The sequence below is a fragment of the Burkholderiales bacterium genome, from assembly GCA_013695435.1.
GTDB lineage: Bacteria > Pseudomonadota > Gammaproteobacteria > Burkholderiales > JACMKV01 > JACMKV01.
In genome coordinates this window covers 1-22,794 of record JACDAM010000270.1, presented here as the reverse complement: position 1 = coordinate 22,794, position 22,794 = coordinate 1, and the positions used below count along the sequence as shown (strand labels likewise).

Sequence of the window (22,794 nt, the reverse complement as noted above, 5' to 3'; positions counted from 1 at the left end):
TCCCGCAGTTCAGCAAGGCAAAAATGAATGAAGGCAAGACCGGTATAGATCGGCGAAAACAGATTCAATAACGGCACGTAATGCAACAGACCAGCCAGGGCGCCGAGGACATAAAGCCGGTTGCCGGAGCGTTCGAGCACCTGTTCGAATTCCTGCTTGCTCGCGTGCTCGCCCAGCGCGTCGTAACGAAAAAGCCGCTGATTCAGGTATGCCGACAACGCGATCGGGATAACGACCGCAAGCGGACCAAGCAGCCATAGCGGCAGAGTGACAACCCACAGCACACCGAATACGACGACCGAAACGATCGCGTTCCAGACGCTTCCTGCGAAACTCGCGCCATCGCGCGCTTCCAGACCCGGAAAGTCCCTGGCTGCGACGTGCCGCACCATCAGGGGCATGGCAAACAAAGCCGCGATCAGCAGCGCCGTGACCAGCACGACCGGCATCAAAAGACTGAGAACCAGCAGAATGATAAGCGTGCTGGCCACCGCGTTCAGCTCCCAGCGCATCAGGAAATCGTCGACCTCGGTGCGGGCGACCAGTGTGCTCGCCGAGCTAACCCAGTCATCCCAGAAGAACCAACCAACACTGCTCCAAAGCAATAGCGCTGCGATCATCGGCCACAGTACCAGCGCCAGCATGCGTGGATGCAGCAACGTCTTGAGCGCGCGCAGCAGCGCTTCGATCACCTCGGACATTCAGTCTCCGTTTGAAATAAAGGCTTCGCCGTGACGCGATACACAGAGTGCTCGGTAAAGCCATGATCGGACGGTCTCATGATAACGGCCTTATTGAAAGCCGTGACAGGATTGGCTACAATATTGGTGCACTGCACCAGAAGTGCGGGGCGTGATTTTTGATCCTGATTTCCTTATCCCCAAGGAGAAATGTCATGAACGCGATTCCTGAACAATTTGCAGCGTTTTCCAAACAGAATCTCGAAGCCGCGATGAGTTTCGCCAATGTCGCGCTTGAAGGAAGCCAGCGCATGCTGGAACTGCAACTGAATGCCGCGAAGCGCGCGCTCGGCGACAACGCGAAGACTGCAAGGGCCTTGGCCGATGCCTCGGACGCCAGAGAGCTGACGGAAGTTCAGACCTCGATCGTGCGCCCGGCGTTCGAAACGGCGCTCGAATACTCGCGCAATGCTTACCAGATTGCCAGCGAGACGCAGAATGAACTCAACAAGGTTTTTAGCCAACAGGTATCGGAGTTCAATCGTCGTCTGGTTTTTCTGCTCGATAAAACCGTGACCTCGAACCCGATCGGCTCGGATTTGGCAAGCGCGGCGATGCGCACCGCGATCGCGGCTGCAAACACCGCCTATGACACGCTGGCGAAAGGCGGGCGTCAGGCAAACGAAAACAGGCGCCACGCCGCGGAGATTATGGAAGCCAATACCTCAAGCGGCGGCAAAAGGAAATGAGCACACAGCGTCTGTGATAATTAAGGCCTCGCCCGCGCGGGGCTTTTGATTTTATCGGCTATTATTTTGCCGATCGCACCCTTCGCGCCAACTCCTCCTCTTCACCTCGATGACCTTGTTGAACGAACTACCCGTCTGGCGGGCCCTGCAAAGCAGTCACGACAATCTGGCGCAAGCTTCGTTGCGCGGCATGTTCGAACGCGATCCGCTGCGTTTCGATAAATTCTCGCTATGCTGCGACGGCATCCTGCTCGACTACTCGAAGAACCTGATCGATGCGGAAGCCTTGGCCCTGCTGATCCAGCTGGCCGAACAACGCGGCGTGAAAAAAGCAGCGAGGCAGATGGTCCGCGGTAAAAAATTCAACCTGACGGAGCAGCGAGCCGTTTTGCATACCGCGCTGCGGGCGCCGCGCGATCAGACCATTGCCGTCGACGGCAAGGATGTGATTCCGGATATCCATCGTGTGCTCGACCAGATGCAGGCATTCAGCGAGGCAGTGCGCAGAGGCCAGCTGCGCGGGCATACCGGCAAGGCGTTCACCGATATCGTCAACATCGGCATCGGCGGTTCCGATCTCGGCCCGGCCATGGTGACCGCCGCATTGAAGCCCTATGCAGCGTCGCATCTCAATTCGCATTTCGTCTCCAATGTCGACGGCGCGCATCTGTTCGAGACGCTGACTAAGCTCAGTCCGGAAACCACGCTTTTCATTGTTGTGTCGAAAACATTCACGACCCAGGAAACGCTCGCCAACGCACACTCGGCGCGAACCTGGCTGATGGAAAAAGCCGGCGGCGAGGGTGCGATTGCGAAGCACTTCGTAGCCGTCTCGACCAATCGTGCGGAAGTTGCCAGGTTCGGCATGGCGCCGGAAAATGTATTCGAGTTTTGGGACTGGGTCGGTGGCCGCTATTCCTTGTGGTCGGCGGTCGGGCTGTCGATCGCCATTGCCATCGGCATGGCGAATTTCCGCGCTTTGCTTGCCGGCGCGCGCCGCATGGACCAGCACTTTCTGGAAGCGCCGCTTGCCGCCAACATGCCGGTCATTCTGGCGTTGCTCGGAATCTGGTACAGCGATTTCTTCGGTGCCGAAACGCATGCCGTCCTCCCTTACGCACAGAATCTGCGACGGCTTCCGGCCTTTTTGCAGCAGCTCGATATGGAAAGTAACGGCAAACGCGTAGCGCGCAACGGCGAGACTTTGCAATACGCGACCGGGCCTGTCGTTTGGGGCGAACCAGGGACCAATGGTCAGCACGCGTTCTATCAATTGCTGCACCAGAGCAGCCGGCTGATACCGGCAGATTTCATCGCCGCAGTCACCTCCAACTACCCTTTCGGCGAACATCACCGCATGCTGCTGGCGAATTTTTTTGCGCAAAGCGAAGCCCTCATGCGCGGCAAAACGCAGGACGAAGCGCGAGCCGAGATGAAATCGCGCGGTTTGCATGAGGAAGCGATAGACAAACTGGCTCCACATAAAGCCTTCCCCGGCGGCAAGCCGAGCAATTCGATTCTTCTGGGCAAGCTCGATCCGCAAACGCTGGGCAGCCTGATCGCGCTATACGAGCACAAGGTGTTCGTGCAAGGCGTCATCTGGGACGTCAATTCGTTCGATCAATGGGGCGTCGAACTCGGCAAAGAGCTGGCAAGCAAAATTCTGCCTGAACTCGTCGATGATCAACCGGTGAAGGCGCACGATGCATCAACCAATGGCTTGATCAACGCCTGCAAACGCTGGCGGCTGGACGCCGCAAACTGAATACGCCGATAATGGCGCGAGCATCCCCACCGAGGCGCGCCATGAATGACGACACCTTCAATATCAGCATCCGCAAGTTTCTGAAAATGGTCGGCGTAAAATCGCAGCACGAAATCGAGCAGGCGGTGGTCCGCGCATTGGCCGAAAAGAAAATCGGCGGCAACGCTTCGTTTCCGGCTCGCATGCAGTTGCGCATAGACGAAATCGATCTCGATATCAGCTTCGATGGCGAAATCCGCCTCGAGTAAGCCTGCCGACAGACAAATCGCGCCCAGTCGGACGCGCGTTCTCTACGTCACCTCGGAAGTCGCGCCGCTGATAAAGACCGGCGGCCTCGCCGACGTCAGTTGCGCGTTACCAGCGGCATTACGTGAAGCTGGCGTGGATGTGCGCGTCCTTGTTCCCGGCTATGACAGCGTCCTGACCAGGCTGCGCTACAAGCGCAGGCTCGCGGCCATCGTGTTGCCGCATTTTCCGCCGGCGACGCTGCTTTCCGCCAAACTTCCCAGTGACATACCGCTGCTCTTGATCGCCTGCCCACCCTTGTTTCAGAGGAGCGGCGGGCCTTATCAGGATGAGCAAGGCGCCGACTGGCCCGATAATGCGCTGCGCTTTGGTTTTTTGTCGCGCGTTGCCGCACTGCTGGCGGGCGAAGACAGCCCCCTGTCGTGGCAGCCGGACATCGTGCACGGCAACGACTGGCAATGCGGGCTGATTCCGGCGTATCTGCGATTCACCGCCGCTTCCGATTCGAGCCCTGCCGTGACGGCGCCGCGAATGCTGTTCACCATTCACAACCTTGCATTCCAGGGAATTTTTCCGCCATCGACTGTCCCTGAACTCGGTTTGCCGGCCGCGTCGTTTGCCGTCGACGGACTCGAGTTTCACGGCAAACTGTCGTTCCTGAAGGCCGGCTTGTTTTACGCGGATGGCATTACGACGGTGAGCCCGACCTACGCCGCGGAAATCCAGACCGAAGCGCTCGGCTTCGGCATGCAGGGGCTGCTGAAGAGCCGCGCCGGGGCGCTCTCGGGAATCCTCAACGGCATCGATGACGAGACGTGGGACCCGGCGCGGGACACTCTGATTGCGCGGCGCTACACCATGCAAACCGTGGAGGATAAAGCGGCCAACAAACTGGCGCTGCAAAACCGGCTTGGACTGGCGGCCGATGTGGACATTCCGCTGTTTGGCATGGTGAGCCGCATCACGCATCAAAAAGGCTTCGATCTGCTGCTCGAGATTGCGGCCGCTCTTGCCGCAACGCCTGCGCAAATCGCCATCCTCGGCACCGGTGATGCCGACCTGCAGGAGAGCCTCGGCGACCTGGCGAGACTGCACCCGGGCCGCATCGCGGTCAGCCACGAATTCGATGAAGCGCTCGCGCATCTGATCGAAGCCGGCGCCGATATGTTTCTGATGCCGTCGCGCTTCGAACCGTCTGGATTGAACCAGATGTACAGCCAGCGCTACGGCACGCCGCCTGTCGTGCGCGCGACCGGGGGGCTCGCCGATTCAGTCGTCGATTACGACGGCGCAAAAGCCAGCGACCGCGATAATCCGGCCGGGCTCTCGACTGGCTTTGTCTTCGTCGATGCGACCGCCGCCGCTTTCCTTGCGGCGGTGATGCGCGCCATAGCGGCCTGGCGCGACAAGCCGCTATGGCGGGATATTCAGCGAAACGGCATGGCCCGCGACTTCAGTTGGAAGGCAGCCGCGCGGGAATATGTCGATGTCTATCGCGCGTTGATCGGGCATTAGCCGCGACGGGGAGCGCTTGAATCCCTCTCCCATTTTCAAGGGAACAGAGTCCCGCCGCGCTTTTCCCTTGACCCCGGCCCGCCCCTGGTCCCCCGACCTACAACCACAACATCATGCCCATCTCCAACGGGTGGGTCAGCAGTTCGTGGTGCGGATAAACCCTGATCCGGTATTCGAGTTTGCCGCACAATTTTGGCGTCAACTCGAGTGCGAATAAATCCTCGCCGGCTTCGTTTTTGACGCCTGTCGATTCGAAGCGATGACGCGTCGATTCTTTCAGCTTGTCCAACTTGGATTGGCGAGCCACAAGCATTTCGATCACGACGTCTTCGGATTTCAGGCCATTCAGCTTGATCGCCACATCGAAGCGCAAACTTTCGCCGAAAGCGATGCTGCGCGGCGCGACATTCAGTCCGCGCAGCACGACGCCGGGCCAAGCGGCGCGCACGCGGCTCTTCCACGCCGCGATCAATCTGGCGTTTGCAAACTCGCCGTGTGCGTAGCGCCGGCCCTGCTGGGTGGCGGGGAGATAGAATTTGCTCAGGTATTCAGCGACCATGCGCGCCGATGAAAAACGCGGCAACAGGCTCGCGATCGAATGCTTGGCCATGGCGACCCAGCCAGGAGAATAGCCGACGTTATTCGACTGGTAGTAGAGCGGCAGAACCTGATCCTGCAGAATCTCGTACAGCGTCTGGCCCTCTTCGGCGTTGCGCCGGCTGTCGTCGAGTTTTTGCGACGCCGGTTTGATCGCCCAGCCGTTCAGTCCATCGTAGCCCTCGCCCCACCAGCCATCCAGCACGCTGAGATTGATCACGCCGTTGATGCCAGCCTTGATTCCCGAAGTGCCCGACGCTTCCAGCGGGTAAACCGGATTGTTCAGCCACACATCGACACCCGACACCAGCCGCCTCGCCAGACGCATGTCGTAACCTTCGAGCAGCAGCAGCCGGCCTTCGAACTCCGGCATGCGCGAAATTTGCGTAAGGCGGCGGATCAACGCCTGGCCGGGCTCGTCGGCCGGGTGCGCCTTGCCGGCGAAAATGAACAGCACCGGGCGCTTCGGATCGCCGATGATTTCACGCAGCCATTCGAGATTATCGAACAGCAAGGTCGCCCTTTTGTACGTCGCGAAGCGGCGCGCGAATCCGATCACCAGCACGCTCGGATTGACCGGATCCGCGAACTTCAGGAGCCTTTCCAGATGGGCTTCCGAGCCGTGATTGCGATAGTGCTGCTCGGCCACGCGATGGCGCACGAGATCCAACATCTGCGACTTCAGCGCCTGACGCATACTCCAGAACAGATGATCGGGGATCTCGATGATGCGCTGCCAGAACGCTCGATCGCTCATCTTGTGCGTCCATTCGAAGCCGAGAAAACGTTCGAACAAATCCGCCCATTCCTGCGCCAGGAAAGTCGGGACGTGCACACCGTTGGTGATGTAGTTGATCGGGTTTTCCTGCGGCTCGATCTGCGGCCACAGCCCGCTGCAATTCTGCGAGGAAACGCCGCCGTGAATGCGGCTGACGCCATTATGAAAACGCGATACGTGAATGGCCAGCGCGGTCATGTTGAAATCGGGGTCGCCGGGCGCGTGGCCGAGCTCGAAAAATTCGTCTTTGCCGATCTTCAAGTCGGCGCAGTAGCGCTCGAAATACGACGAAATCATCGCCCGATCGAAATGATCATGGCCGGCCGCGACCGGCGTATGCGTTGTGAATACCGTGTTGACGGCGACTGCCTCGAGCGCGCTCGGAAAATCGAGCCCCTGCGACACCAGCTTGCGCATGCGCTCGATGAGCATGAATGCGGCGTGGCCTTCGTTGATATGCCAGACCGACGGCAGGATATTCATTTCGTTGAGCGCGCGCACGCCGCCGATGCCGAGCACGATTTCCTGCTCGATGCGCGTCGAGCGGTCGCCGCCGTACAAGCGATGCGCGATATCGCGATCGTGCGTCGAGTTTTCTTCGAGATCGGTATCGAGCAGAAACAGCTTGATATGGCCGACGCGCGCACGCCAGACCTTGACCGCGACGTCACGCCCGGGCAATTCGACACGCACGTGCAAATCGGCTCCGTCGGCGCGCGTGACCGGTGTGATCGGCAAGTCGTCGAAATCCGAATCGGAATACGCGGCCTGTTGCCGGCCTTCGTGATCGATGGTCTGGTGGAAGTAGCCTTGCCGGTAGAGAAGGCCGACGCCGACCAGCGGCAGGCGAATGTCGCTCGCCGATTTGCAATGGTCGCCAGCCAGAATGCCGAGGCCGCCCGAGTAAATCGGGAAGCTTTCGTGGAATCCGAATTCGGCGCAGAAATAAGCGATCGTATCGTTCTGCCGCAGCCACTCGGAGCCGTTGCGGCGTAGAGGTTCATTGTGATATGTGTCGTATTCGGAAAGCACACGATTGAAGTTGCCGAGGAAAACCGGATCATCGGCGGCCTCGTTCAGGCGGTGCTCGTCTATGCGTTTCAGGAACGCTTTCGGGTTGTGGCCGACGGAATCCCACAGGCCGGGGTGTAAGCGCGCGAACAGGGTCCGCGTCGGCTTATCCCAGCTGTACCAGAGATTGTTCGCGAGTTCTTCCAAACGCGCGAGGCGGGCCGGAATTTTTGGTTTGACTTCGATGATTTGCGCAGTGCTGCGTTGCATAGGCTTGCTCCATAGTGCGTGCGTAACGCGGAATTGTAGCTGATTGACGCAACGCGAGATGACAAGCAGTGCAATCCGTGCCGCGACCGCGGACAGCGATGTAAAACAGGGAGCGTCGTCATTCCCGCGAAGCTTGTCCCGGCAGGCCTTGAGCCGGGGACGGGAGTCAGGAATTGTCCAGCTATCTGGTCGCGCGAAGCCGCTGCATTCGCATGCGCGGAAATGGCGGGCGATGGCGGCTTATTCGAAGCTTCCCTGATCCGCGATCGGCTTCAGCGTGAGGAGCGAGCCGCGCTGCGAGAACTCGACGTGTTTCAGAAAGCTCATGCCGAGCAGCACTGTCTCGTAATCGATGCCGTCGGTTGCGAGTGCGGTGACACCGTGCAGTTCGATCGAGCCGAGGCGCACGCTTTCGAGGCGGGTCTGAAAACCGCTGACATAGCCATTGGCGGTCTGCACGGTCACCGCACCGCGAAATTTGAGGCCAAGCTCGCGCGCCAGCCTGGTCGAGAGGGCAATCTGCGAAGCGCCGGTGTCGAGCAGGAAGGTCACCGGCTGGCCGTTGATTTCTCCGTCTGCGACGTAATGTCCAAGACGGTTGCGTTCGAGCACGACTTCGGCAACGTCTTGTTGCTGCGCGAGGTCGGCGTTCGGATTGTATTGCCGCGCGCTCCAGTTCTCGAAGAACCAGTAGCCGCCGCCGAATAGCAGCAGCCAGGCAACAACCAGCATCGCGACCCCCGAACGGCGATGGGGATTGGAAGTATTGTTCATGCGGCTCGCAACCTTATGGGAAGAGATGGTTAGAGAGCGCGATGCGATCGCGGTTCGGGCATATCGAAGTTTCTGGATTTCGGATAGGGGGCGGGCTCTCGCTGACGCGCCGAGAGAATACTGCGAGACGGGTGTCACGGCATCGGTAACAGCGGTTTTGCAATCGTTTAGCCGCGTATGAAATGTTCGCGATAATATTTGAGTTCGGCGATCGATTCGTGAATGTCGGCCAGCGCTTCATGTTTGCCGTGCTTGGCGAAACCCGGGACGAGTTCGGGACGCCAGCGTTTCACGAGCTCCTTCAAAGTGCTGACGTCCAGGTTCCGGTAATGAAAAAAAGCTTCGAGCGCGGGCATGTGCCGCGCCAGAAAGCGTCGATCCTGGCAGATCGAATTGCCGCACATCGGCGAACTTCTGGGCGGCGAATATTGCGCCAGAAACTCGATCATCCGCGTTTCGACCTGTGCCGCTGTCAAGGTCGATGCCCTGACTTTTTCGATCAATCCGGATTTGGCATGGGTCGACTTGTTCCAGTCATCCATCGCGTCCAGCACCCCGACGGCCTGGTGGACGACCAGTACCGGCGCTTCGGCAACCGTCTCGAGCTGGGCGTTGGTCACGACCAGCGCGATCTCGAGTATGGTGTCGCGCTCGGGGCTGAGTCCGCTCATTTCCATATCGATCCAGATGAGATGCGTGCTGTCTTGTGCCATAATCGTTTAGAGGAATTCTAAAGCCGCTATTTTGTCATAGCTGGCAGTCTGTCGAATGCGTTCGGCGAAATGTGTCGGGCCGAACGCGCTTAACGGTCTGATTGAGGACGCTGACGGCCAAAATCGCTTGTTCAAACTGTTCGTGATGGATTAACAAAAATGGCAACATTCACGCTGGTCTTCCTCGCCGCATTGGCGCTTGCAACCGCCACCCGGTTATGGCTGGCGTCGCGCCATGTGCGCTACATCCAGGCGCACCGCAACGCGGTCCCGGCCGGTTTCAGCGAGCAGATCAGCCTCGCCGCGCATCAGAAAGCCGCCGATTACAGCAGCGCCAAAACACGCCTGAACATGGCCGGCATCGGCGTTGAGCTCGCCGTCCTGCTGCTGTTCACGCTGGGGGGCGGTTTGCAGGCCCTCGATACCTTCTGGCGCGGCGTTCTCGGCGACGGCGGCGGCCTTGCCCACGGCATGGCGCTTATCGTCAGCGCGTTCGTGCTCATGACTTTGATCGAAATCCCGGTCAGCCTCTATCGCACGTTCGCCGTCGAAGCGCGTTTCGGCTTCAACAAGATGACGCTGAAGCTCTTCTTCGGCGATTTGCTGAAGCAGGCCTTGCTCGCCGCGGTTTTCGGCTTGCCGCTTTTGCTGCTCGTGCTGTGGCTGATGGCGAGGATGGGCGACAACTGGTGGTTTTACGTGTGGCTGGCGTGGATGACCTTCAATGTGCTCGCACTCGCGATCTACCCAACTTACATCGCGCCGCTGTTCAACAAATTTTCACCGATGCAGGATATGGCATTGAAAGCGCGCATCGAAGCGTTGCTGCAAAAATGCGGTTTCACGTCGCAGGGGCTGTTCGTGATGGATGGATCCAAGCGCAGCAATCATGGCAACGCGTACTTCACCGGATTCGGCAAGGCCAAGCGTATCGTGTTCTTCGATACGCTGCTGGCGCGCTTGCAGCCGGCCGAAATCGAGGCGGTGCTGGCCCATGAGCTTGGCCATTTCAAGCTGCGCCATGTGATCAAACGCATGGCGTGGACGTTCGCCGTCAGCCTCGCCTTCCTGTGGGTGCTGGGTTTTCTGATCGACAAGGAGTGGTTCTATCAAGGCCTGGGCGTAGCTGAACCATCGACCGCGATGGCTTTGCTGCTATTCGTCATGGTCGCGCCGGTATTCACGTTCCTGCTGCAGCCGCTGATGGCGCTTTACTCGCGCAAACACGAATTCGAGGCCGACGAATACGCTGCGCAACATGCGTCGGCCGCCGACCTGATGCGCGCGCTTGTCACCTTGTACAAGGACAATGCATCGACCTTGACGCCCGATCCGCTGCATTCGGCATTCTACGATTCACACCCGCCCGCGGCGTCGCGCATTCAACGACTGCAGGGCGCGCATTATTTCTTTTGAGATGAAATCCATCTGCCGCCAGTCCATCAGCGCAATCGTGGTAACGGTGATTTTGGCATCGCTCCCCTCGCTGCTCCCTGCCGCGCCATTTGCCGGCAGCAACGCGGACAAGGGAAAAAACCTGTTCACCGGGAAGAACTGCGGAGCGTGTCACGTCGCGATGTTCGGCGGCGACGGCAGCAAGATGTTTACGCGCCCGGAGCGCAAGGTTAAAACGCCAGAGCAACTGATCTCACAAATCCGCAGCTGCAACGCCAACCTCGGCGCAAACCTGTTCCCGGAAGATGAGGCGCATATCGCGGCTTATCTGAACCGCGAGTTCTATAAGTTCGAATAATCTGGCGCTTCAGGCGCCGCCGACCCAATTGGCGATGGCAACCAGAAACAAAAGCAACAGCCATAGCACCAGCGCACGCCAGATCAGCCCTACCGTGCTTTGCATGTAACCGACGTCGGCTTCATCGCCAACGCCGATCTCGGGCCGGTAGACCAGGCTGCCGTACTCATGCAATGCCTCCCCAAGGCGCACGCCGAGCGCGCCTGCGCCGCTCGACAGCACGATGCCATGCGGCGGATAGGCCCACGACAATGCCTGCGAGCGCCAGCAGTAGATCGCGTCCTCGAAATCGCCGACGATCGCGAAGCTGATTGCGGTCAGCCGCACCGGCAGCCAATCGACCATCTCAAACGCCTGCGCAGCAAAATTCCCGAACGCGCGTTCGCCGCCGAATATACTGGAGCCGGGTTCAGTGCGGTTCGCCCATTGATCGTTCAGCAACGCGGCGCAGCGATACAGAATCGCCCCGATCGGCCCCGGCAGCACGATGAACCAGAAAATGATGCCGAACACGTAGCGGTGCGAATAGATTAGCCCGTGCTCGATGGAAACTCTGGCGGTTTCGACGCGATTGAATTCATTGGTCGGCAGGCCGCGCCACTCTTGCAAAAGCTCACGCGCAATATCGAGATCGCCGCGGCTCAGCGCTGCGACGATCGCCGTGAACGCATGACTGAACTGGCGCAAGCCCATCGTCAGATAGAGCACGAGGACGTTCCACAGCAAGGCGAGCGCCGGGCTCGCCTCATTGAGCAAATAATAAATGCCGCCACCGATGACCACCGGCAGCAACACGGCAAGCAGCCACGCAACCATCCCATGCCAGCGCTCGCCGCCATTAAAAACTGCGCTCAACCTCGCGGCGTAATCCTCGAACATCCGGACCACGCTGTTTCTGCGCGGCAACGGCCGCCACTGCTCAATCAACAACGCGGCAAGTATGGATAGCAAAGCCATGTCGCCCTTCCGCTAGCAAGCGATTTGAATGCGGTGCATATGCACGGCTGCGCAATTCACGAAATGCTGGCTGATCCAGCGAGAACGGCGCGGCGCCATGGTCAATCCACGGGATATTCGATGGAGACAATTTCCAGAACAAGATCGCCGGCCGGGCGTTTCCATATCACCGTATCGCCCACGCTTGAACCGTTGAGGGCTTTGGCGAGCGGCGAAATCCAGCTGACGCAGCCACTGCCAGCATCCGCTTCATCTTCGCCGACCAGGCTGAAATGATGGCTCTGCCCTGCTTCGTCGATCACTTCAACCCTTGCGCCAAAATGCACCTCGTCGCGTGGTTGAACCGCTGGATCAACCGGAATTGCCGATTCGAGCTGACGCTGGAAGTAGCGCAAATCGCGCTCGACGCCGGCCAGTTGTTGCCGCGCCAGCGCATCATCGGCGGCCGCGAGTTCGCTGCGCTTGCTCTGCAGCGCCTGGTACTGCTCCGTCAGTTTGGCGAGGCCTCGCGCCGTGACATAATTCGGATGCGGACTTTGCGGCCGCTCAAAACCCTCCTCCGCGCTCAGGTTGACGTCGTCTTCCTTTACAAAAGCTCTGCTCACAACGTCTGACTCTCCGGAGACAATATCGGAAAAAGAGGAGGAAGAAATGGACTGTGTTCGCGGTACAAACCCGTGGCAGACCAGCAGGAAAGAAGCGCGCTCGACAAAGGCACTCTCATTATAGTGAAAATCAATGAAATGAACATGACGCGCCCACGCATACACCGCGCAAACAAATGCCGAAATCGAGCGTAGTTAATCAACTCAAAGCGCATTCGGTCGCGATCATCAGTCTGGTCGTCGCCTTGTCCGGCCTCGCTTACAACTCCTGGCGCGACGCCGTGGTCGAGGAAAACCACAGCATACGAATCGCCGCTTTCGAAGTGCTGAAAAATCTCGGCGAACTGCAGTTGATCGCCGATTACGCGCATTACCAGAAAGACCGGGCTCTGGGCAATCCGATCACGGGCTGGGGACGGGTGGCGCTGATCCGCGACCTGAGCAGGGTGATTCCCGCACCGGCGCCGAAGGCCGCCGACAGATTGTTGCAAATCTGGCAGGAGAACTGGGAACTGCTGGAAGACGATGCAGCCGCAGCCGGACGCGTCAATGCGCAGATTGCCGAAACACGCGAAGCGGTCATGCTGGCATTGCAACGGTTGAGATGAAGCCCGCTCCTTCCATCGCAACCGCTGTGCGGCTTACGAACCCGCGTGCGCGTATCGTGCCTGTCGCTTAAGAAGCGTATCTATTGCAAGGCTGATTGAAGCGAACCGGGACGAAGAAGCAGTAAATCAGCGGCGACGTCCGCCACGGCCGTTGGTCTTGGGCCTCGCTTCATTGACTTTCAGCGCCTGGCCCTTGAATTCCTTGCCATTCAAGCCGGAAATTGCCGCGAGCGAATGCGCTTTGCCGGGCATTTCGACGAATCCGAATCCTTTCGACACACCGCTGAACAGGTCCTTGACGATCTGGACCGATTTGACCTGACCCGAGCCTTCAAACAATTGCTTGAGATCCGCTTCATCGACCTCGGGTGCGAGATTGCCGACAAATATGTTCATGTATTCTCCTGACAGTGACTTGGTGCGAGCGCGCTCGTTACGAGTCTGCGTTCGTTTCCGCGCATTGGGCGTTCTTGTTGTAACGCTTGCGGCGGTGATTTTGGTTCGTCACTTTAACATAAACGCGACCTTCCCGCGGCAGCGCGGCTGTCGAATCATCTTCGATGGCGAAGCCCGGAGACACTGGACCCGCTCGCGGCTTGCGAATCAAACGCACTCCGCAAAAAGCGAATCGGGCCCGCGTCAATCAAGACTAACCGTGTTGCGCGCTCAGATCACGATCTGCGCTCATGGTCGCCTTGACCCGCTCCAATGCATCGCGCAGGCTGTCTTCGGGCAAATCGTTCAATGACTCGGCAAGCAGTTCTGCCGCTTCATAGGTATCCTCAGGCAGCGTTTTACTATCCAGCTCGGCCACAAAAGCAGCCGCCGCCCCAACCACACGCAGCAAATTCTCGCGCTCGGCTATCAGCATTTCAATCTGGCTGCGCAGCAATGAAACCTGATCTTCATCGGGGTATGACATATATGTTTTAACGACTCTTAAAGAGTTTAATAGTGCCACAACCTTGGCTGGCCGTGGCATCCGACTGGTGGACAACAAAACTGTTCTGACCAAAACCGCCAAAGGCGTCGATGAGATTGACTCGCGCTTCTATAAGCTGCCATCCCGCCTGCGCTCCATTCTCATCATCATCGACGGCACGGCAACCGTGGAAGCGCTTGTCGCGAAGGCAGTCGCACTCGGCGGTGACGAGAAAAGCCTGGCTGAATTGATGCAAAAGGGTTTCGTCCGGGACGCGCGCAATGCCGCTGCGCCGCCCACCTGCCACCGCGCACTCTCACTCCCGGACCACCCTCAAACCAACGCGCTCAGATCTTGAGCCGGGTCCAGGCGATGCGGTTCCAGATGGACGGTCACAAGCCGCGCGCCCAGCAACTGCACCGACCCGTGCAAACGATTATTCCCGGTGTCGCTGAACTCGAAGCGATAGGTTCGCGCAAACCGCAAGTTGCGGCCGCTTTGCCGCTTGAGCGAGAGCCGCGACAGCGCGACGGTGTCGTCGAGAAACTGCACCCAATCTGCTTCGCACGCGCGACGCGCCGCATTGATCGCGATCTCACGTGCGCGCATTGCCGAAAGCCAGAAGCCGCCGGCTGCGAGAAAACCGGCGATTGCGAACATTTCCGTCATGGCGCCGGACTGCGCAAAACCTCGTACAGCGAAACCAGGATTGCGGCGGTCGCGCCCCAGATATGGCGGCCCTCGAATGGCATCGTCCAGTAATCGCGGCTGGCGCCATTTATTGAATGGCTGAGCCGCCGATGATTTGCCGGGTCGAGAAAAAACGCCAGCGGCACTTCGAATACCTCGGCAACTTCGCAAATTTGCAGGCGCAATGCGATCGGCGGCTCGATCCAGCCAACGACAGGCGTGATGACGAATCCCGTCAGCACCTCGTAATCGGGCAACGCTCCCAGCACGTCGATTGCACCGCGCGCCAGGCCGACTTCCTCGTTCGCCTCTCGCAATGCCGTGGCAACTCTATCTTCATCGCCGTCTTCGACACAGCCGCCAGGAAAGCTGATCTGCCCGGCATGCGCAATCAGGTCGGGGCTGCGCTGCGTCAGTAATATCGTCACGCCGTCCTCACGATTGGCCAGCGGCACCAGCACGGCTGCCGGTATCGATCGCGACGATGGCGCGGATGCATTGCTCGTGAGGTTAACCGCAGCCAGCTTGCGCCGGATTGTTTCCCGCGTGCTCTCGTTTGCAATGCCGCGCGCAAAATCCGATGCCTCGCTGAACGGCAAGCGGGCTTCGGTGCGAGTTTCCGCCGATCCGGCTACCGGATCCGCCTCTCTTTCGTCCACCCGCTTTCGTTCGCCCGCCATTATTCTTCGTCCTCGGCCAAGCGCGGCCCAAGTTCGATCATCACAATCTGATCGCCCAGATTGATTTTGCCGCCAGCGAGCACTCGGGCAGTGATGCCGCCGTGACCGCGCATCGCGTTATAGCCGCCGCGCCCCAACGTATCTTCCATGCGCGAACACGGCTGACACAAGCCGCTGCCTTCGAACAACGCAGCGCCGACGCTGAAGCGAGCGCGCTTCAGCGCCAGCAGGTTGATTCCGGATACGACAAAATTGCGTCGCAACAGCTCGGGCGCTGCGTCACGCCGCCCGCAAAGCGCTGCGATCACGGCGAGATGTTCGAACTGGATCAGCGTTACCTGGCGCTTGCCGCCGCTTTTGAATGCGCTGCGATCACCGATCACGCCGCGTTCGGCTTCGACGTCGGCCTGTTCGACGATCTGCACGGGTGCGCGATACGCTGGCCGTACACCGATCCAGCGCAATACGCCGGGCTGAGCGACGCACACCATCAGCGATCCGAGCGCCGACTCGCGCGGCGGCCAGTGCGGCGCATTTGCTACCATGGAATCGGCTGGCGGCTGCGAAACAGTCCGCCGCGCGGACCATCGTCGGGCAAGGTCGCGAGCCAGACCGCGGTATCGGCGCCTTCCGCGACCGAAAGCGTCGCGCCCGGCCCGCCCATATCAGTCTTGATCCAGCCCGGACACATCGCGTTGACGAGAATATTGGCATCGCGCGAAGCGGCCGCCAGCATTCGCGTCAGCGCGTTCAGCGCAGTTTTCGACATGCGGTAAGCCGGCGTGCCATCCTGCATATCGGCGAGTTGCCCCATGCCGCTCGACAGATTGACGACGCGCCCGTAATCGCGTTTGCGCATCAGCGGAACCAGCGCCTGGCACAACAGCAAGGGACCAAAGACATTGACATCCATGGTCCGTTTGAAAACATCGACCGGCGAAGTCAGCACGCGCGCGCCTTTCGCATCGAGCATGACGCCGGCGTTGTTGACGAGCACATCGGCTGCGCCGTATTCGTCGCTCAGGAATTCCGCAAAACGCTCTATGCTTGCGGCATCGGCGACATCGAGCTCGGCAAAGCGCACGTTTTGATCGCCGAGGCTGGCGCAAGCGGCTTCGCCTTTGGCGCGATCGCGGCTGGTCAACAGGACGTGCAGCCCTTTCCCGGCGAGTTGACGGCAAATCTCCAGACCGATGCCACGGTTGGCGCCGGTGACGACTGCGATTTTCTTGATCATTCCTGGTCCGCTCCTAAACGCCTGTGGAATCGCCGGTGGAATCGTCACCGCCGCCGGGTTCTGTCATAGCACGCGGATCGAGCAAGGCATCGAGCGTGTCGTCATCGAGCAGGCATTGTTCGCGTGCGAGCTCGCGTATGGTTCGGCCTTCCGCGAACGCTTGCTGGGCAAGCCTCGCCGCGCGCTCGTAGCCCAGCGCGGGCGCCAGGCTCGTGACCATCATCAGCGATTGCTCGATCAGCGCTTCGCATCTTTCCCGATTCACCTGCAGTCCGGCCAGCAGCTTGTCGACGAAGAGGACGGAGACGTTGCCGAGCAGGCGTATCGATTCGAGCAGCGCGTCGGCCAAAAGCGGCATGGCGACATTCAGTTCGAGTATCGAGCCGACGCCGCCGAAGCCTCCATAGGTTATTGCGCTGTCATTGCCGATCACACGCGCCGCGACCTGGATAACCGATTCGCACATGACCGGATTGACCTTGCCGGGCATGATCGAACTGCCGGGCTGGGTCGCCGGCAAACTCAGCTCGAAGATGCCGCAGCGCGGCCCGCTGCCGAGGACGCGGATGTCGTTGGCGATTTTCGACAGGCTCACGGCGATCGTCTTCAGGCTGCCCGAAGCCTCGACCACACCGTCCCGCGCCGCCTGCGCTTCGAAGTGATTGCGCGCCTCGTAAAAGTGGACTGCCGTTGCGCGCGTCAGTTCCTCGCAGACGCTCGCGCCGAATTCGGCATGCGTATTCAGCCCGGTTCCGACCGCGGTGCCGCCGATCGGCAGTTCGCGCAATACATCGATCGCGCGATTGGCGCGCGCTATCGCGTTTTCCGCCTGCGCGGCATATCCGGAAAACACCTGGCCCGCGCGGATCGGCGTCGCATCCATATAATGCGTGCGGCCGATCTTGACGATGCCGTCAGTGTCGCGCGCGAGTCGGGTCAGCTCTTGCCGCAATTTTTGCAGTGCCGGAACCAGCTGCGTGGACAACGCCAGCGCTGCCGCGATGTGCAGCGCGGCCGGAAACGTGTCGTTGCTCGATTGGCCGAGATTGACGTGATCGTTCGGGTGCAAAGGCGTTTTCGAACCGATGGCGAGGCCGGCTTTCTGGCTGGCGCGATTGGCGATGACCTCGTTGACGTTGGTGTTGGTGCTGGTGCCCGATCCGGTTTGAAACACGTCGATGACGAAATGACGGTCGAGTTCGCCGCGGGCGATTTCGCCTGCGCCATCGATGATCGCGTTTGCTCGCGCTTCATCGAGTTTGCCGAGCGTCCGGTTCGCCTTCGCGCAGGCAGCTTTCAAGAGGCCATAGGCGTGGATCAGCTCGAGCGGCACAGCGCGCCCGCTGACTGCAAAGTTTTCGATAGCGCGCTGGGTGCTGGCGCCCCACAGCGCCCAGACGGGAACCTGCATGACGCCCATCGAATCGTTTTCTGCGCGGAATTCACCCATATCGGCCTCGGCAATGTCCTTAGACCAGTCCGCCTGCAGCGGTTTTTTCGACAGCCGGCTTGTGCGCCGCATCGGACTCGAACAGGCTTTCCAGCTCCTGCGTGGCCTGCTTCGCCGACTGGATCAGCGCCGCCTCATCCGTGTAAATCGCATGCTGGCGCAGAAGCAGCGCTTCATCGTGCTCGCGGAAGGTAGCGACCCCGCGGCTCGCTTCGTTTGCGCCGACACCGAGGCCAAGCAGCACCTGGCGGGCAAGATCGAGGCTCGAGAGAAAGGTTTCGCGGCTGACGATGGTCACACCCAGATCCATTAGCTTGTAAGCGTGATAACGATTGCGGGCGCGCGCATAGACAGCGAGTTTCGGAAAATGCCGGCGCACGGTTTCGGCAGTCCGCAGCGAGGCTTCGATGTCGTCGATGGCGAGCACGAATATTGAGGCCTGGCCGGCATGCGCGGCGCGCAGGAGATCGAGCCGCGAGGCGTCGCCATAGTAGATTTTGTTGCCGAAGCGGCGCACGAAATCGACCTGCGACGGATTGATTTCCATCGCCGTGAAGGCGATTTTATGGATACGCAGCACGCGCGCGACGATCTGGCCGAAGCGGCCGAAACCGGCGATGATGACCTTGTTTTCGTCTTCATCGATGCGGTCGTACTGTTCCTCGCCGGTTTGTTTTCGGGTAAACAAGGGTTGCACAATTCGTTCGTTCAACGCGAACAGGATCGGTGTCGCGGCCATCGACAAGGTGACGACGACGACCAAGAGCTCGCTCAAATCCTGGCTCATGATCCGATAGCTGGCGGCGACGCCGAACAGCACGAAAGCGAATTCGCCGCCCTGCGCGAGTGCGACGCCCAGATTGCTGGCGCTGCGGGTGCTTGCGCCGCCGAATTTTCCGATCGCGAACAGCACGACGAATTTGATGCTCATGAGCGCGATCGCGAGACCGATCACCTGCAAAGGTTGCGCGCCGATCAAACCGATATTCGCCGACATGCCGACCGCGATAAAAAACAGGCCGAGCAGCAACCCTTTAAACGGCTCGGTATTGGCTTCGATTTCGTGCCGATATTCGGAATCGGCCAGCAGCATACCGGCGAGAAACGCGCCCAACGCCATCGATAACCCGACCGCCTGCATCAAGAGCGCGGTCGCAATGACCACGAGCAGCGCCGCGGCGGTAAAAATGTCCTGGCCGCGGCTCATCGCGACCGCCTTGAAGACCGGGCGCAGCAGCAGCCTGCCGCCAACGATGATCACGGCAATCGCCGCGAGTGCTTTGCCGACGCCTAGCCATGCGCTTGGCGACGCTACCTCGGCGGCCAATCCGGCTTCGCCGAGCCCGGCGCCGAGCAGCGGCAGCAACGCCAGCATCGGAATGACCGCGAGATCCTGAAACAACAGAATCGCGAACGAATCGCGGCCGTGGCGCGCGGTCAACTGGTTTTTCTCGGCGAGTATTTGCAGCACGAACGCGGTCGACGACAACGCCAAGCCGAGCCCGGCAACCGCCGCGGCCTTGATCTCGATACCCAGAGACCAGACGGCCAGTGCAAGCGCGGCGCCGGTCACCAGCACCTGCGCCGTCCCCAGCCCGAACACGGAACGGCGCAGCACCCAGAGCCGCGACGGCTGCAATTCGAGGCCGATAATGAACAGCAGCAGCACGACGCCGAACTCGGAAAAATGGTAGATCGCCGTGACTTCGCTGATCGCGCCGAAACCCCAGGGCCCGATCAGCACGCCGGCGGCCAGATAGCCCAGCACCGATCCCATACCGAGCCGATTGAAGAGCGGCACGACCACGACCGCGGCGCCGAGGAAAATCGCGATTTGTGCGATCAGGCTCATCTGGGAATTAATTGAAGGGTGTCGTCCGCGAGCAGGAACACCGCCGCTCTACCGCGGGGCGCTGCAGTTCAGTAAAATGCGTGCTGGATTCGCTTCATCGATTTTACGCTTTCCGGCCTCGCCATAGTCGATAGTCGGCTTGTGCCGACATCGTCGATTCTCACCTCGATGCTAATGACAGTGACCAATACCCCAGCGCCCCTTGCCTCGTCGGCAATCTCATGCGCAAGCTCGTCCGCCTTTTCGTCCAAAAGCCGCGACCAGCTTTTCCCGGCGATCCAGCCGAACGCTTCCGGCATGCTGCAGCTCGACGATCTGCACAGCATGTATTGGGAAGAATCCGGCAACCCGCAAGGCATGGCGGCCGTTTTCCTGCACGGTGGGCCGGGTGCCGGCAGTTCAGCCGCGCACCGGCGTTTTTTCGATCCGGCGTTTTACAGAATCGTCATTTTCGATCAGCGCGGCGCCGGCCGCTCGCAACCGCACGGCGAATTGCGCAACAACACGACGTCGCATTTGATCGCCGATATAGAGAAGCTGCGCCGCCACCTGAATATAGAACGCTGGCTGGTGTTTGGCGGCTCGTGGGGCAGTACCCTGGCGCTGGCGTACGGCGAAACTCATCCGCAACGCTGCGCCGGTTTCGTGTTGCGCGGCATTTTCCTGTGCCGCAAAAGCGAGATCGACTGGTTTTTGTACGGGCTGAAGAATCTGTTTCCGGAGGCGTGGGATACGTTTTCAGGTTTTCTGCCGGAACCCGAGCGCAACGATCTGCTCGGCAACTATTATCGGCGCCTGATCGATCCCGATCCCGCGATTCACATGCCGGCCGCGCGTTGCTGGAGCGTCTATGAAGGGTCGTGCTCGACCTTGCTGCCAAGCGCCGACACGGTCGCTTATTTCGCTTCCGACAATGTTGCGCTGGGGTTATCTCGCATCGAGGCGCACTACTTCAGTCACGACATTTTTCTGCCGGACAATGCCTTGCTGCAAAACGTCGACAAGCTGCGCGGCATTCCCGCGACCATCGTTCAAGGCCGTTATGATGCGGTTTGTCCGATCGTCTCGGCGTTCGATCTGACCCGTGCCTGGCCGGAGGCCGAATACATCATCGTCCCCGATGCCGGGCATTCGGCATGGGAGCCCGGCATCAGCGTCGATCTCGTTTCGGCAACCGAACATTTCAAGCGACTGCTGAAATAACGCCTCGCGACGCGCCTGCGCCAGCCGCTGCATCGATCCACTTAAAGAGAAAACCGACTCGTGAAATTCGTCACCTTCAGCCGTGCAGGCAACCGCGCGGCAAGATTGGGATTGTTGCGCGAGGACGGCGTCCTTGACCTGGCGTCAGGCGCCGAACGCGCCAGCGTGCGCATGCCGTTCGATGCAGCCGACATGATTTCCCTGATCGTATCCGCGGAAGCGGGGTTGGCTGCGGTGCGCGAGATCGCAGCGCGCAATGACGACGCCGATTTCGCACTCGACCAGATTCAGATCTTCGCGCCGATTCCACGGCCGCGCAAAAATGTTTTTTGTGTCGGCTGGAATTATCTCGAACATTTCGAAGAGGGCGAGCGCTTTCGCCAAACCGCGCAGGAGCTGCCGCAACATCCGGTTTTTTTCAGCAAGGCGGTGACAGCCGTGACCGGACCATTCGATCCTGTCCCGTTCGATCCCGGGGTCTCGAAAAAAATCGACTGGGAAGTCGAGCTCGGCGTGGTCATCGGCAAGTCCGGCAAGAATATTTCCGAAGCCGATGCGTTCAAGCATGTGTTTGGCTACACGGTGGTCAACGACGTTTCGGCGCGTGATTTGCAGAAGCGGCACGGTGGCCAATGGCTGAAGGGAAAAAGCCTCGACGGCAGTTGCCCGATGGGCCCGTGCCTCGTCACCGCCGACGAGATCGATCCAGCCAACATGCGGGTGACGACGCGCGTAAACGGCGAGACCAAGCAGGATTCGAATACGCGGTACATGTATTTCAAAATCCCGCGTCTGATCGCCGAACTCTCGCTGGGGATGACTCTGGAGGCCGGCGACATCATTTCGACAGGGACGCCGCAAGGCGTCGGCTTCGCCCGCACGCCGCCGGAATGGCTGAAGCCAGGCGACGTGCTCGAGACCGAGATTGCCGGGATCGGCATGATGCGCAACCGGATTGGCGGATAACTCTCCTGTACGGCGAATCGGACGGACGCCGCTAAAATGACGATCCGGGCTCTCGCAAAAACATTTCCTCATCCGGCGTCGAAGCGCGGCCAAGGATTTTGTTTCGATGCGGAAAACGACCGAAGCGCGCAATGACTTTACGGTGTCTGTGCGCATAGTCGATCATGCTCGCCATGCCAAATTCGGCTCGCATGGTTTCGAATAGCTCGACCGCGCGATCCTGATCCGCGAGGCTTTCGCTGTGCTCGAACGGTAAATAGAGGAACGCGCGCTGCAAAGGCGCCAACTCGCGGTCGAGCTGGTTGCCGACCGCTTCCATCGCCGCCGTTAGCGCCAAAGGATCGCTGGCAAACGCGGCTCTCTCGCCTCGAAACATATTCCGCGGAAACTGATCGGTCAGTAAAACGAACGCCAGGCTTCCTCGCGCCGATCTCCGCCAGTTGTCGAGTTGATTCAGGATGGCGGCATTGTAATCAGCAAGGAAGCGGTTGCGTACTTCGGCATCGAACGCAGCGCTCTTCGCAAACCACTGCTCGCGCGCCGTGCCGACATCGTCGCCGAACCAGAACAGGATTATGTCGTCGATGCGATTCATCACGATGGCGCCGACGATTGGAGTTAAGAGCTTGTCCGTAAATAATTCAGTCCTGCGCCGGGATCAATTTGAGCGCAGGCCGCGAAGCAGGACGCGCCGTTGTGTCGGCCACAACCAGGCGGGCGCGGACACGTTAGCGGCGACCCCGCCCGTTTGCGGGTAGCGCCCGCGAGGCCTG

The 22,794-nt window shown here is 59.9% G+C and carries 25 protein-coding genes; 10 read left to right on the top strand and 15 right to left on the bottom strand.

Annotated features, from left to right (window positions below; translation table 11 throughout):
• Nucleotides 1-701 (bottom strand): EI24 domain-containing protein (locus tag H0V78_13315; GenBank protein MBA2352717.1); only part of this gene is annotated, 701 nt, incomplete at its 3' end.
• Between the two features lie 194 nt (nt 702-895).
• Here H0V78_13315 and H0V78_13310 point away from each other — a divergent pair.
• From H0V78_13310 to glgA, 4 genes are all read left to right on the top strand, one after another.
• A complete protein-coding gene (locus H0V78_13310; GenBank protein MBA2352716.1) occupies nt 896-1,429 on the top strand; it encodes a phasin family protein in 534 nt (177 codons plus the stop codon).
• A 109-nt stretch (nt 1,430-1,538) separates the two neighbouring features.
• Nucleotides 1,539-3,194 carry a glucose-6-phosphate isomerase gene (gene pgi, locus H0V78_13305; GenBank protein ID MBA2352715.1) on the top strand — a complete coding sequence of 552 codons (1,656 nt, stop codon included), beginning with the start codon at nt 1,539-1,541 and terminating at the stop codon, nt 3,192-3,194.
• 41 nt (nt 3,195-3,235) lie between these two features.
• Nucleotides 3,236-3,442: a hypothetical protein gene (locus H0V78_13300; GenBank protein ID MBA2352714.1), complete on the top strand. Its 207-nt coding sequence runs from the start codon at nt 3,236-3,238 to the stop codon at nt 3,440-3,442.
• On the top strand, nt 3,420-4,955 hold the full coding sequence (gene glgA / locus H0V78_13295; protein MBA2352713.1) for a glycogen synthase GlgA: 1,536 nt from the start codon (nt 3,420-3,422) through the stop codon (nt 4,953-4,955). Before H0V78_13300 ends, glgA begins: the two co-directional genes overlap by 23 nt.
• Before the next feature lie 97 nt (nt 4,956-5,052).
• On the opposite strand, the gene glgP is transcribed toward glgA, so the two are convergent.
• The 3 genes from glgP to orn form a co-directional block, all read right to left on the bottom strand.
• Nucleotides 5,053-7,611: an alpha-glucan family phosphorylase gene (gene glgP, locus H0V78_13290; GenBank protein ID MBA2352712.1), complete on the bottom strand. Its 2,559-nt coding sequence runs from the start codon at nt 7,609-7,611 to the stop codon at nt 5,053-5,055.
• Between the two features lie 240 nt (nt 7,612-7,851).
• On the bottom strand, nt 7,852-8,385 hold the full coding sequence (locus H0V78_13285; protein MBA2352711.1) for a retroviral-like aspartic protease family protein: 534 nt from the start codon (nt 8,383-8,385) through the stop codon (nt 7,852-7,854).
• Between the two features lie 167 nt (nt 8,386-8,552).
• A complete protein-coding gene (gene orn / locus H0V78_13280; GenBank protein MBA2352710.1) occupies nt 8,553-9,098 on the bottom strand; it encodes an oligoribonuclease in 546 nt (181 codons plus the stop codon).
• Nucleotides 9,099-9,257: 159 nt separating this feature from the next.
• Between orn and H0V78_13275 the strand changes: the two genes are divergently transcribed.
• Both H0V78_13275 and H0V78_13270 read left to right on the top strand, forming a co-directional pair.
• Nucleotides 9,258-10,514, top strand: coding sequence for a M48 family metallopeptidase (locus H0V78_13275; GenBank protein ID MBA2352709.1), 1,257 nt, complete (start codon nt 9,258-9,260; stop codon nt 10,512-10,514).
• A 1-nt stretch (nt 10,515) separates the two neighbouring features.
• Complete coding sequence (locus tag H0V78_13270; GenBank protein ID MBA2352708.1) at nt 10,516-10,851, top strand: cytochrome c; 336 nt, start codon at nt 10,516-10,518, stop codon at nt 10,849-10,851.
• 9 nt (nt 10,852-10,860) lie between these two features.
• Here H0V78_13270 and H0V78_13265 read toward each other — a convergent pair whose 3' ends face one another.
• Nucleotides 10,861-11,808: a CobD/CbiB family protein gene (locus H0V78_13265; GenBank protein ID MBA2352707.1), complete on the bottom strand. Its 948-nt coding sequence runs from the start codon at nt 11,806-11,808 to the stop codon at nt 10,861-10,863.
• Nucleotides 11,809-11,909: 101 nt separating this feature from the next.
• Nucleotides 11,910-12,413 (bottom strand): GreA/GreB family elongation factor, encoded by a 504-nt coding sequence (locus tag H0V78_13260; protein MBA2352706.1) that lies wholly within the window; start codon nt 12,411-12,413, stop codon nt 11,910-11,912.
• Nucleotides 12,414-12,589: 176 nt separating this feature from the next.
• Between H0V78_13260 and H0V78_13255 the strand changes: the two genes are divergently transcribed.
• A complete protein-coding gene (locus H0V78_13255) occupies nt 12,590-13,021 on the top strand; it encodes a hypothetical protein (protein MBA2352705.1) in 432 nt (143 codons plus the stop codon).
• A 126-nt stretch (nt 13,022-13,147) separates the two neighbouring features.
• Here the strand turns inward: H0V78_13255 and H0V78_13250 are convergent, their stop codons facing one another.
• The gene (locus tag H0V78_13250) at nt 13,148-13,417 is read right to left on the bottom strand and encodes an RNA-binding protein (GenBank protein ID MBA2352704.1); all 270 of its coding nucleotides are present in this window, start codon (nt 13,415-13,417) and stop codon (nt 13,148-13,150) included.
• A 253-nt stretch (nt 13,418-13,670) separates the two neighbouring features.
• Nucleotides 13,671-13,943: a hypothetical protein gene (locus H0V78_13245; GenBank protein ID MBA2352703.1), complete on the bottom strand. Its 273-nt coding sequence runs from the start codon at nt 13,941-13,943 to the stop codon at nt 13,671-13,673.
• A 43-nt stretch (nt 13,944-13,986) separates the two neighbouring features.
• Here H0V78_13245 and H0V78_13240 point away from each other — a divergent pair, with 43 nt between their 5' ends.
• Entirely contained in the window at nt 13,987-14,301 is a 315-nt protein-coding gene (locus tag H0V78_13240; GenBank protein ID MBA2352702.1) for a hypothetical protein, read from the top strand.
• On the opposite strand, the gene H0V78_13235 is transcribed toward H0V78_13240, so the two are convergent.
• From H0V78_13235 to H0V78_13210, 6 genes are read right to left on the bottom strand one after another with little or no spacing between them, the layout of a single operon-like run.
• Nucleotides 14,277-14,612, bottom strand: a complete 336-nt coding sequence (locus tag H0V78_13235) for a DUF3301 domain-containing protein (protein ID MBA2352701.1) — start codon at nt 14,610-14,612, stop codon at nt 14,277-14,279. The two genes, H0V78_13240 and H0V78_13235, sit on opposite strands and share 25 nt — an antisense overlap.
• On the bottom strand, nt 14,609-15,313 hold the full coding sequence (locus H0V78_13230) for a CoA pyrophosphatase (protein MBA2352700.1): 705 nt from the start codon (nt 15,311-15,313) through the stop codon (nt 14,609-14,611). Before H0V78_13230 ends, H0V78_13235 begins: the two co-directional genes overlap by 4 nt.
• Nucleotides 15,313-15,858, bottom strand: coding sequence for an MOSC domain-containing protein (locus tag H0V78_13225; GenBank protein MBA2352699.1), 546 nt, complete (start codon nt 15,856-15,858; stop codon nt 15,313-15,315). The genes H0V78_13230 and H0V78_13225 overlap by 1 nt, the downstream gene beginning before the upstream one ends.
• Nucleotides 15,852-16,550 (bottom strand): SDR family oxidoreductase, encoded by a 699-nt coding sequence (locus tag H0V78_13220; GenBank protein MBA2352698.1) that lies wholly within the window; start codon nt 16,548-16,550, stop codon nt 15,852-15,854. The genes H0V78_13225 and H0V78_13220 overlap by 7 nt, the downstream gene beginning before the upstream one ends.
• A gap of 13 nt (nt 16,551-16,563) precedes the next feature.
• Nucleotides 16,564-18,000, bottom strand: a complete 1,437-nt coding sequence (locus H0V78_13215; protein ID MBA2352697.1) for a class II fumarate hydratase — start codon at nt 17,998-18,000, stop codon at nt 16,564-16,566.
• 19 nt (nt 18,001-18,019) lie between these two features.
• Nucleotides 18,020-19,852 carry a cation:proton antiporter gene (locus H0V78_13210; GenBank protein ID MBA2352696.1) on the bottom strand — a complete coding sequence of 611 codons (1,833 nt, stop codon included), beginning with the start codon at nt 19,850-19,852 and terminating at the stop codon, nt 18,020-18,022.
• 174 nt (nt 19,853-20,026) lie between these two features.
• Between H0V78_13210 and pip the strand changes: the two genes are divergently transcribed.
• Together pip and H0V78_13200 are read left to right on the top strand one after the other, a co-directional pair.
• The gene (gene pip / locus H0V78_13205; protein ID MBA2352695.1) at nt 20,027-21,055 is read left to right on the top strand and encodes a prolyl aminopeptidase; all 1,029 of its coding nucleotides are present in this window, start codon (nt 20,027-20,029) and stop codon (nt 21,053-21,055) included.
• Nucleotides 21,056-21,226: 171 nt separating this feature from the next.
• Nucleotides 21,227-22,021 (top strand): fumarylacetoacetate hydrolase family protein, encoded by a 795-nt coding sequence (locus tag H0V78_13200; GenBank protein ID MBA2352694.1) that lies wholly within the window; start codon nt 21,227-21,229, stop codon nt 22,019-22,021.
• Between the two features lie 31 nt (nt 22,022-22,052).
• Here H0V78_13200 and H0V78_13195 read toward each other — a convergent pair whose 3' ends face one another.
• Nucleotides 22,053-22,616 carry a DUF924 domain-containing protein gene (locus tag H0V78_13195; protein ID MBA2352693.1) on the bottom strand — a complete coding sequence of 188 codons (564 nt, stop codon included), beginning with the start codon at nt 22,614-22,616 and terminating at the stop codon, nt 22,053-22,055.
• Nucleotides 22,617-22,794 lie beyond the last annotated feature (178 nt).

What these genes read in the sequence shown, in the direction of transcription:
- H0V78_13310 (MBA2352716.1), top strand. Translation starts at nt 896, where the DNA reads ATGAACGCGATTCCTGAACAATTTGCAGCGTTTTCCAAACAGAATCTC.
- pgi (MBA2352715.1), top strand. Translation starts at nt 1,539, where the DNA reads ATGACCTTGTTGAACGAACTACCCGTCTGGCGGGCCCTGCAAAGCAGT.
- H0V78_13300 (MBA2352714.1), top strand. Translation starts at nt 3,236, where the DNA reads ATGAATGACGACACCTTCAATATCAGCATCCGCAAGTTTCTGAAAATG.
- glgA (MBA2352713.1), top strand. Translation starts at nt 3,420, where the DNA reads ATGGCGAAATCCGCCTCGAGTAAGCCTGCCGACAGACAAATCGCGCCC.
- glgP (MBA2352712.1), bottom strand. Translation starts at nt 7,611, where the DNA reads ATGCAACGCAGCACTGCGCAAATCATCGAAGTCAAACCAAAAATTCCG.
- H0V78_13285 (MBA2352711.1), bottom strand. Translation starts at nt 8,385, where the DNA reads ATGAACAATACTTCCAATCCCCATCGCCGTTCGGGGGTCGCGATGCTG.
- orn (MBA2352710.1), bottom strand. Translation starts at nt 9,098, where the DNA reads ATGGCACAAGACAGCACGCATCTCATCTGGATCGATATGGAAATGAGC.
- H0V78_13275 (MBA2352709.1), top strand. Translation starts at nt 9,258, where the DNA reads ATGGCAACATTCACGCTGGTCTTCCTCGCCGCATTGGCGCTTGCAACC.
- H0V78_13270 (MBA2352708.1), top strand. Translation starts at nt 10,516, where the DNA reads ATGAAATCCATCTGCCGCCAGTCCATCAGCGCAATCGTGGTAACGGTG.
- H0V78_13265 (MBA2352707.1), bottom strand. Translation starts at nt 11,808, where the DNA reads ATGGCTTTGCTATCCATACTTGCCGCGTTGTTGATTGAGCAGTGGCGG.
- H0V78_13255 (MBA2352705.1), top strand. Translation starts at nt 12,590, where the DNA reads ATGCCGAAATCGAGCGTAGTTAATCAACTCAAAGCGCATTCGGTCGCG.
- H0V78_13250 (MBA2352704.1), bottom strand. Translation starts at nt 13,417, where the DNA reads ATGAACATATTTGTCGGCAATCTCGCACCCGAGGTCGATGAAGCGGAT.
- H0V78_13245 (MBA2352703.1), bottom strand. Translation starts at nt 13,943, where the DNA reads ATGTCATACCCCGATGAAGATCAGGTTTCATTGCTGCGCAGCCAGATT.
- H0V78_13235 (MBA2352701.1), bottom strand. Translation starts at nt 14,612, where the DNA reads ATGACGGAAATGTTCGCAATCGCCGGTTTTCTCGCAGCCGGCGGCTTC.
- H0V78_13230 (MBA2352700.1), bottom strand. Translation starts at nt 15,313, where the DNA reads ATGGCGGGCGAACGAAAGCGGGTGGACGAAAGAGAGGCGGATCCGGTA.
- H0V78_13225 (MBA2352699.1), bottom strand. Translation starts at nt 15,858, where the DNA reads ATGGTAGCAAATGCGCCGCACTGGCCGCCGCGCGAGTCGGCGCTCGGA.
- H0V78_13220 (MBA2352698.1), bottom strand. Translation starts at nt 16,550, where the DNA reads ATGATCAAGAAAATCGCAGTCGTCACCGGCGCCAACCGTGGCATCGGT.
- H0V78_13215 (MBA2352697.1), bottom strand. Translation starts at nt 18,000, where the DNA reads ATGGGTGAATTCCGCGCAGAAAACGATTCGATGGGCGTCATGCAGGTT.
- H0V78_13210 (MBA2352696.1), bottom strand. Translation starts at nt 19,852, where the DNA reads ATGAGCCTGATCGCACAAATCGCGATTTTCCTCGGCGCCGCGGTCGTG.
- pip (MBA2352695.1), top strand. Translation starts at nt 20,027, where the DNA reads ATGACAGTGACCAATACCCCAGCGCCCCTTGCCTCGTCGGCAATCTCA.
- H0V78_13200 (MBA2352694.1), top strand. Translation starts at nt 21,227, where the DNA reads ATGCCGTTCGATGCAGCCGACATGATTTCCCTGATCGTATCCGCGGAA.
- H0V78_13195 (MBA2352693.1), bottom strand. Translation starts at nt 22,616, where the DNA reads ATGAATCGCATCGACGACATAATCCTGTTCTGGTTCGGCGACGATGTC.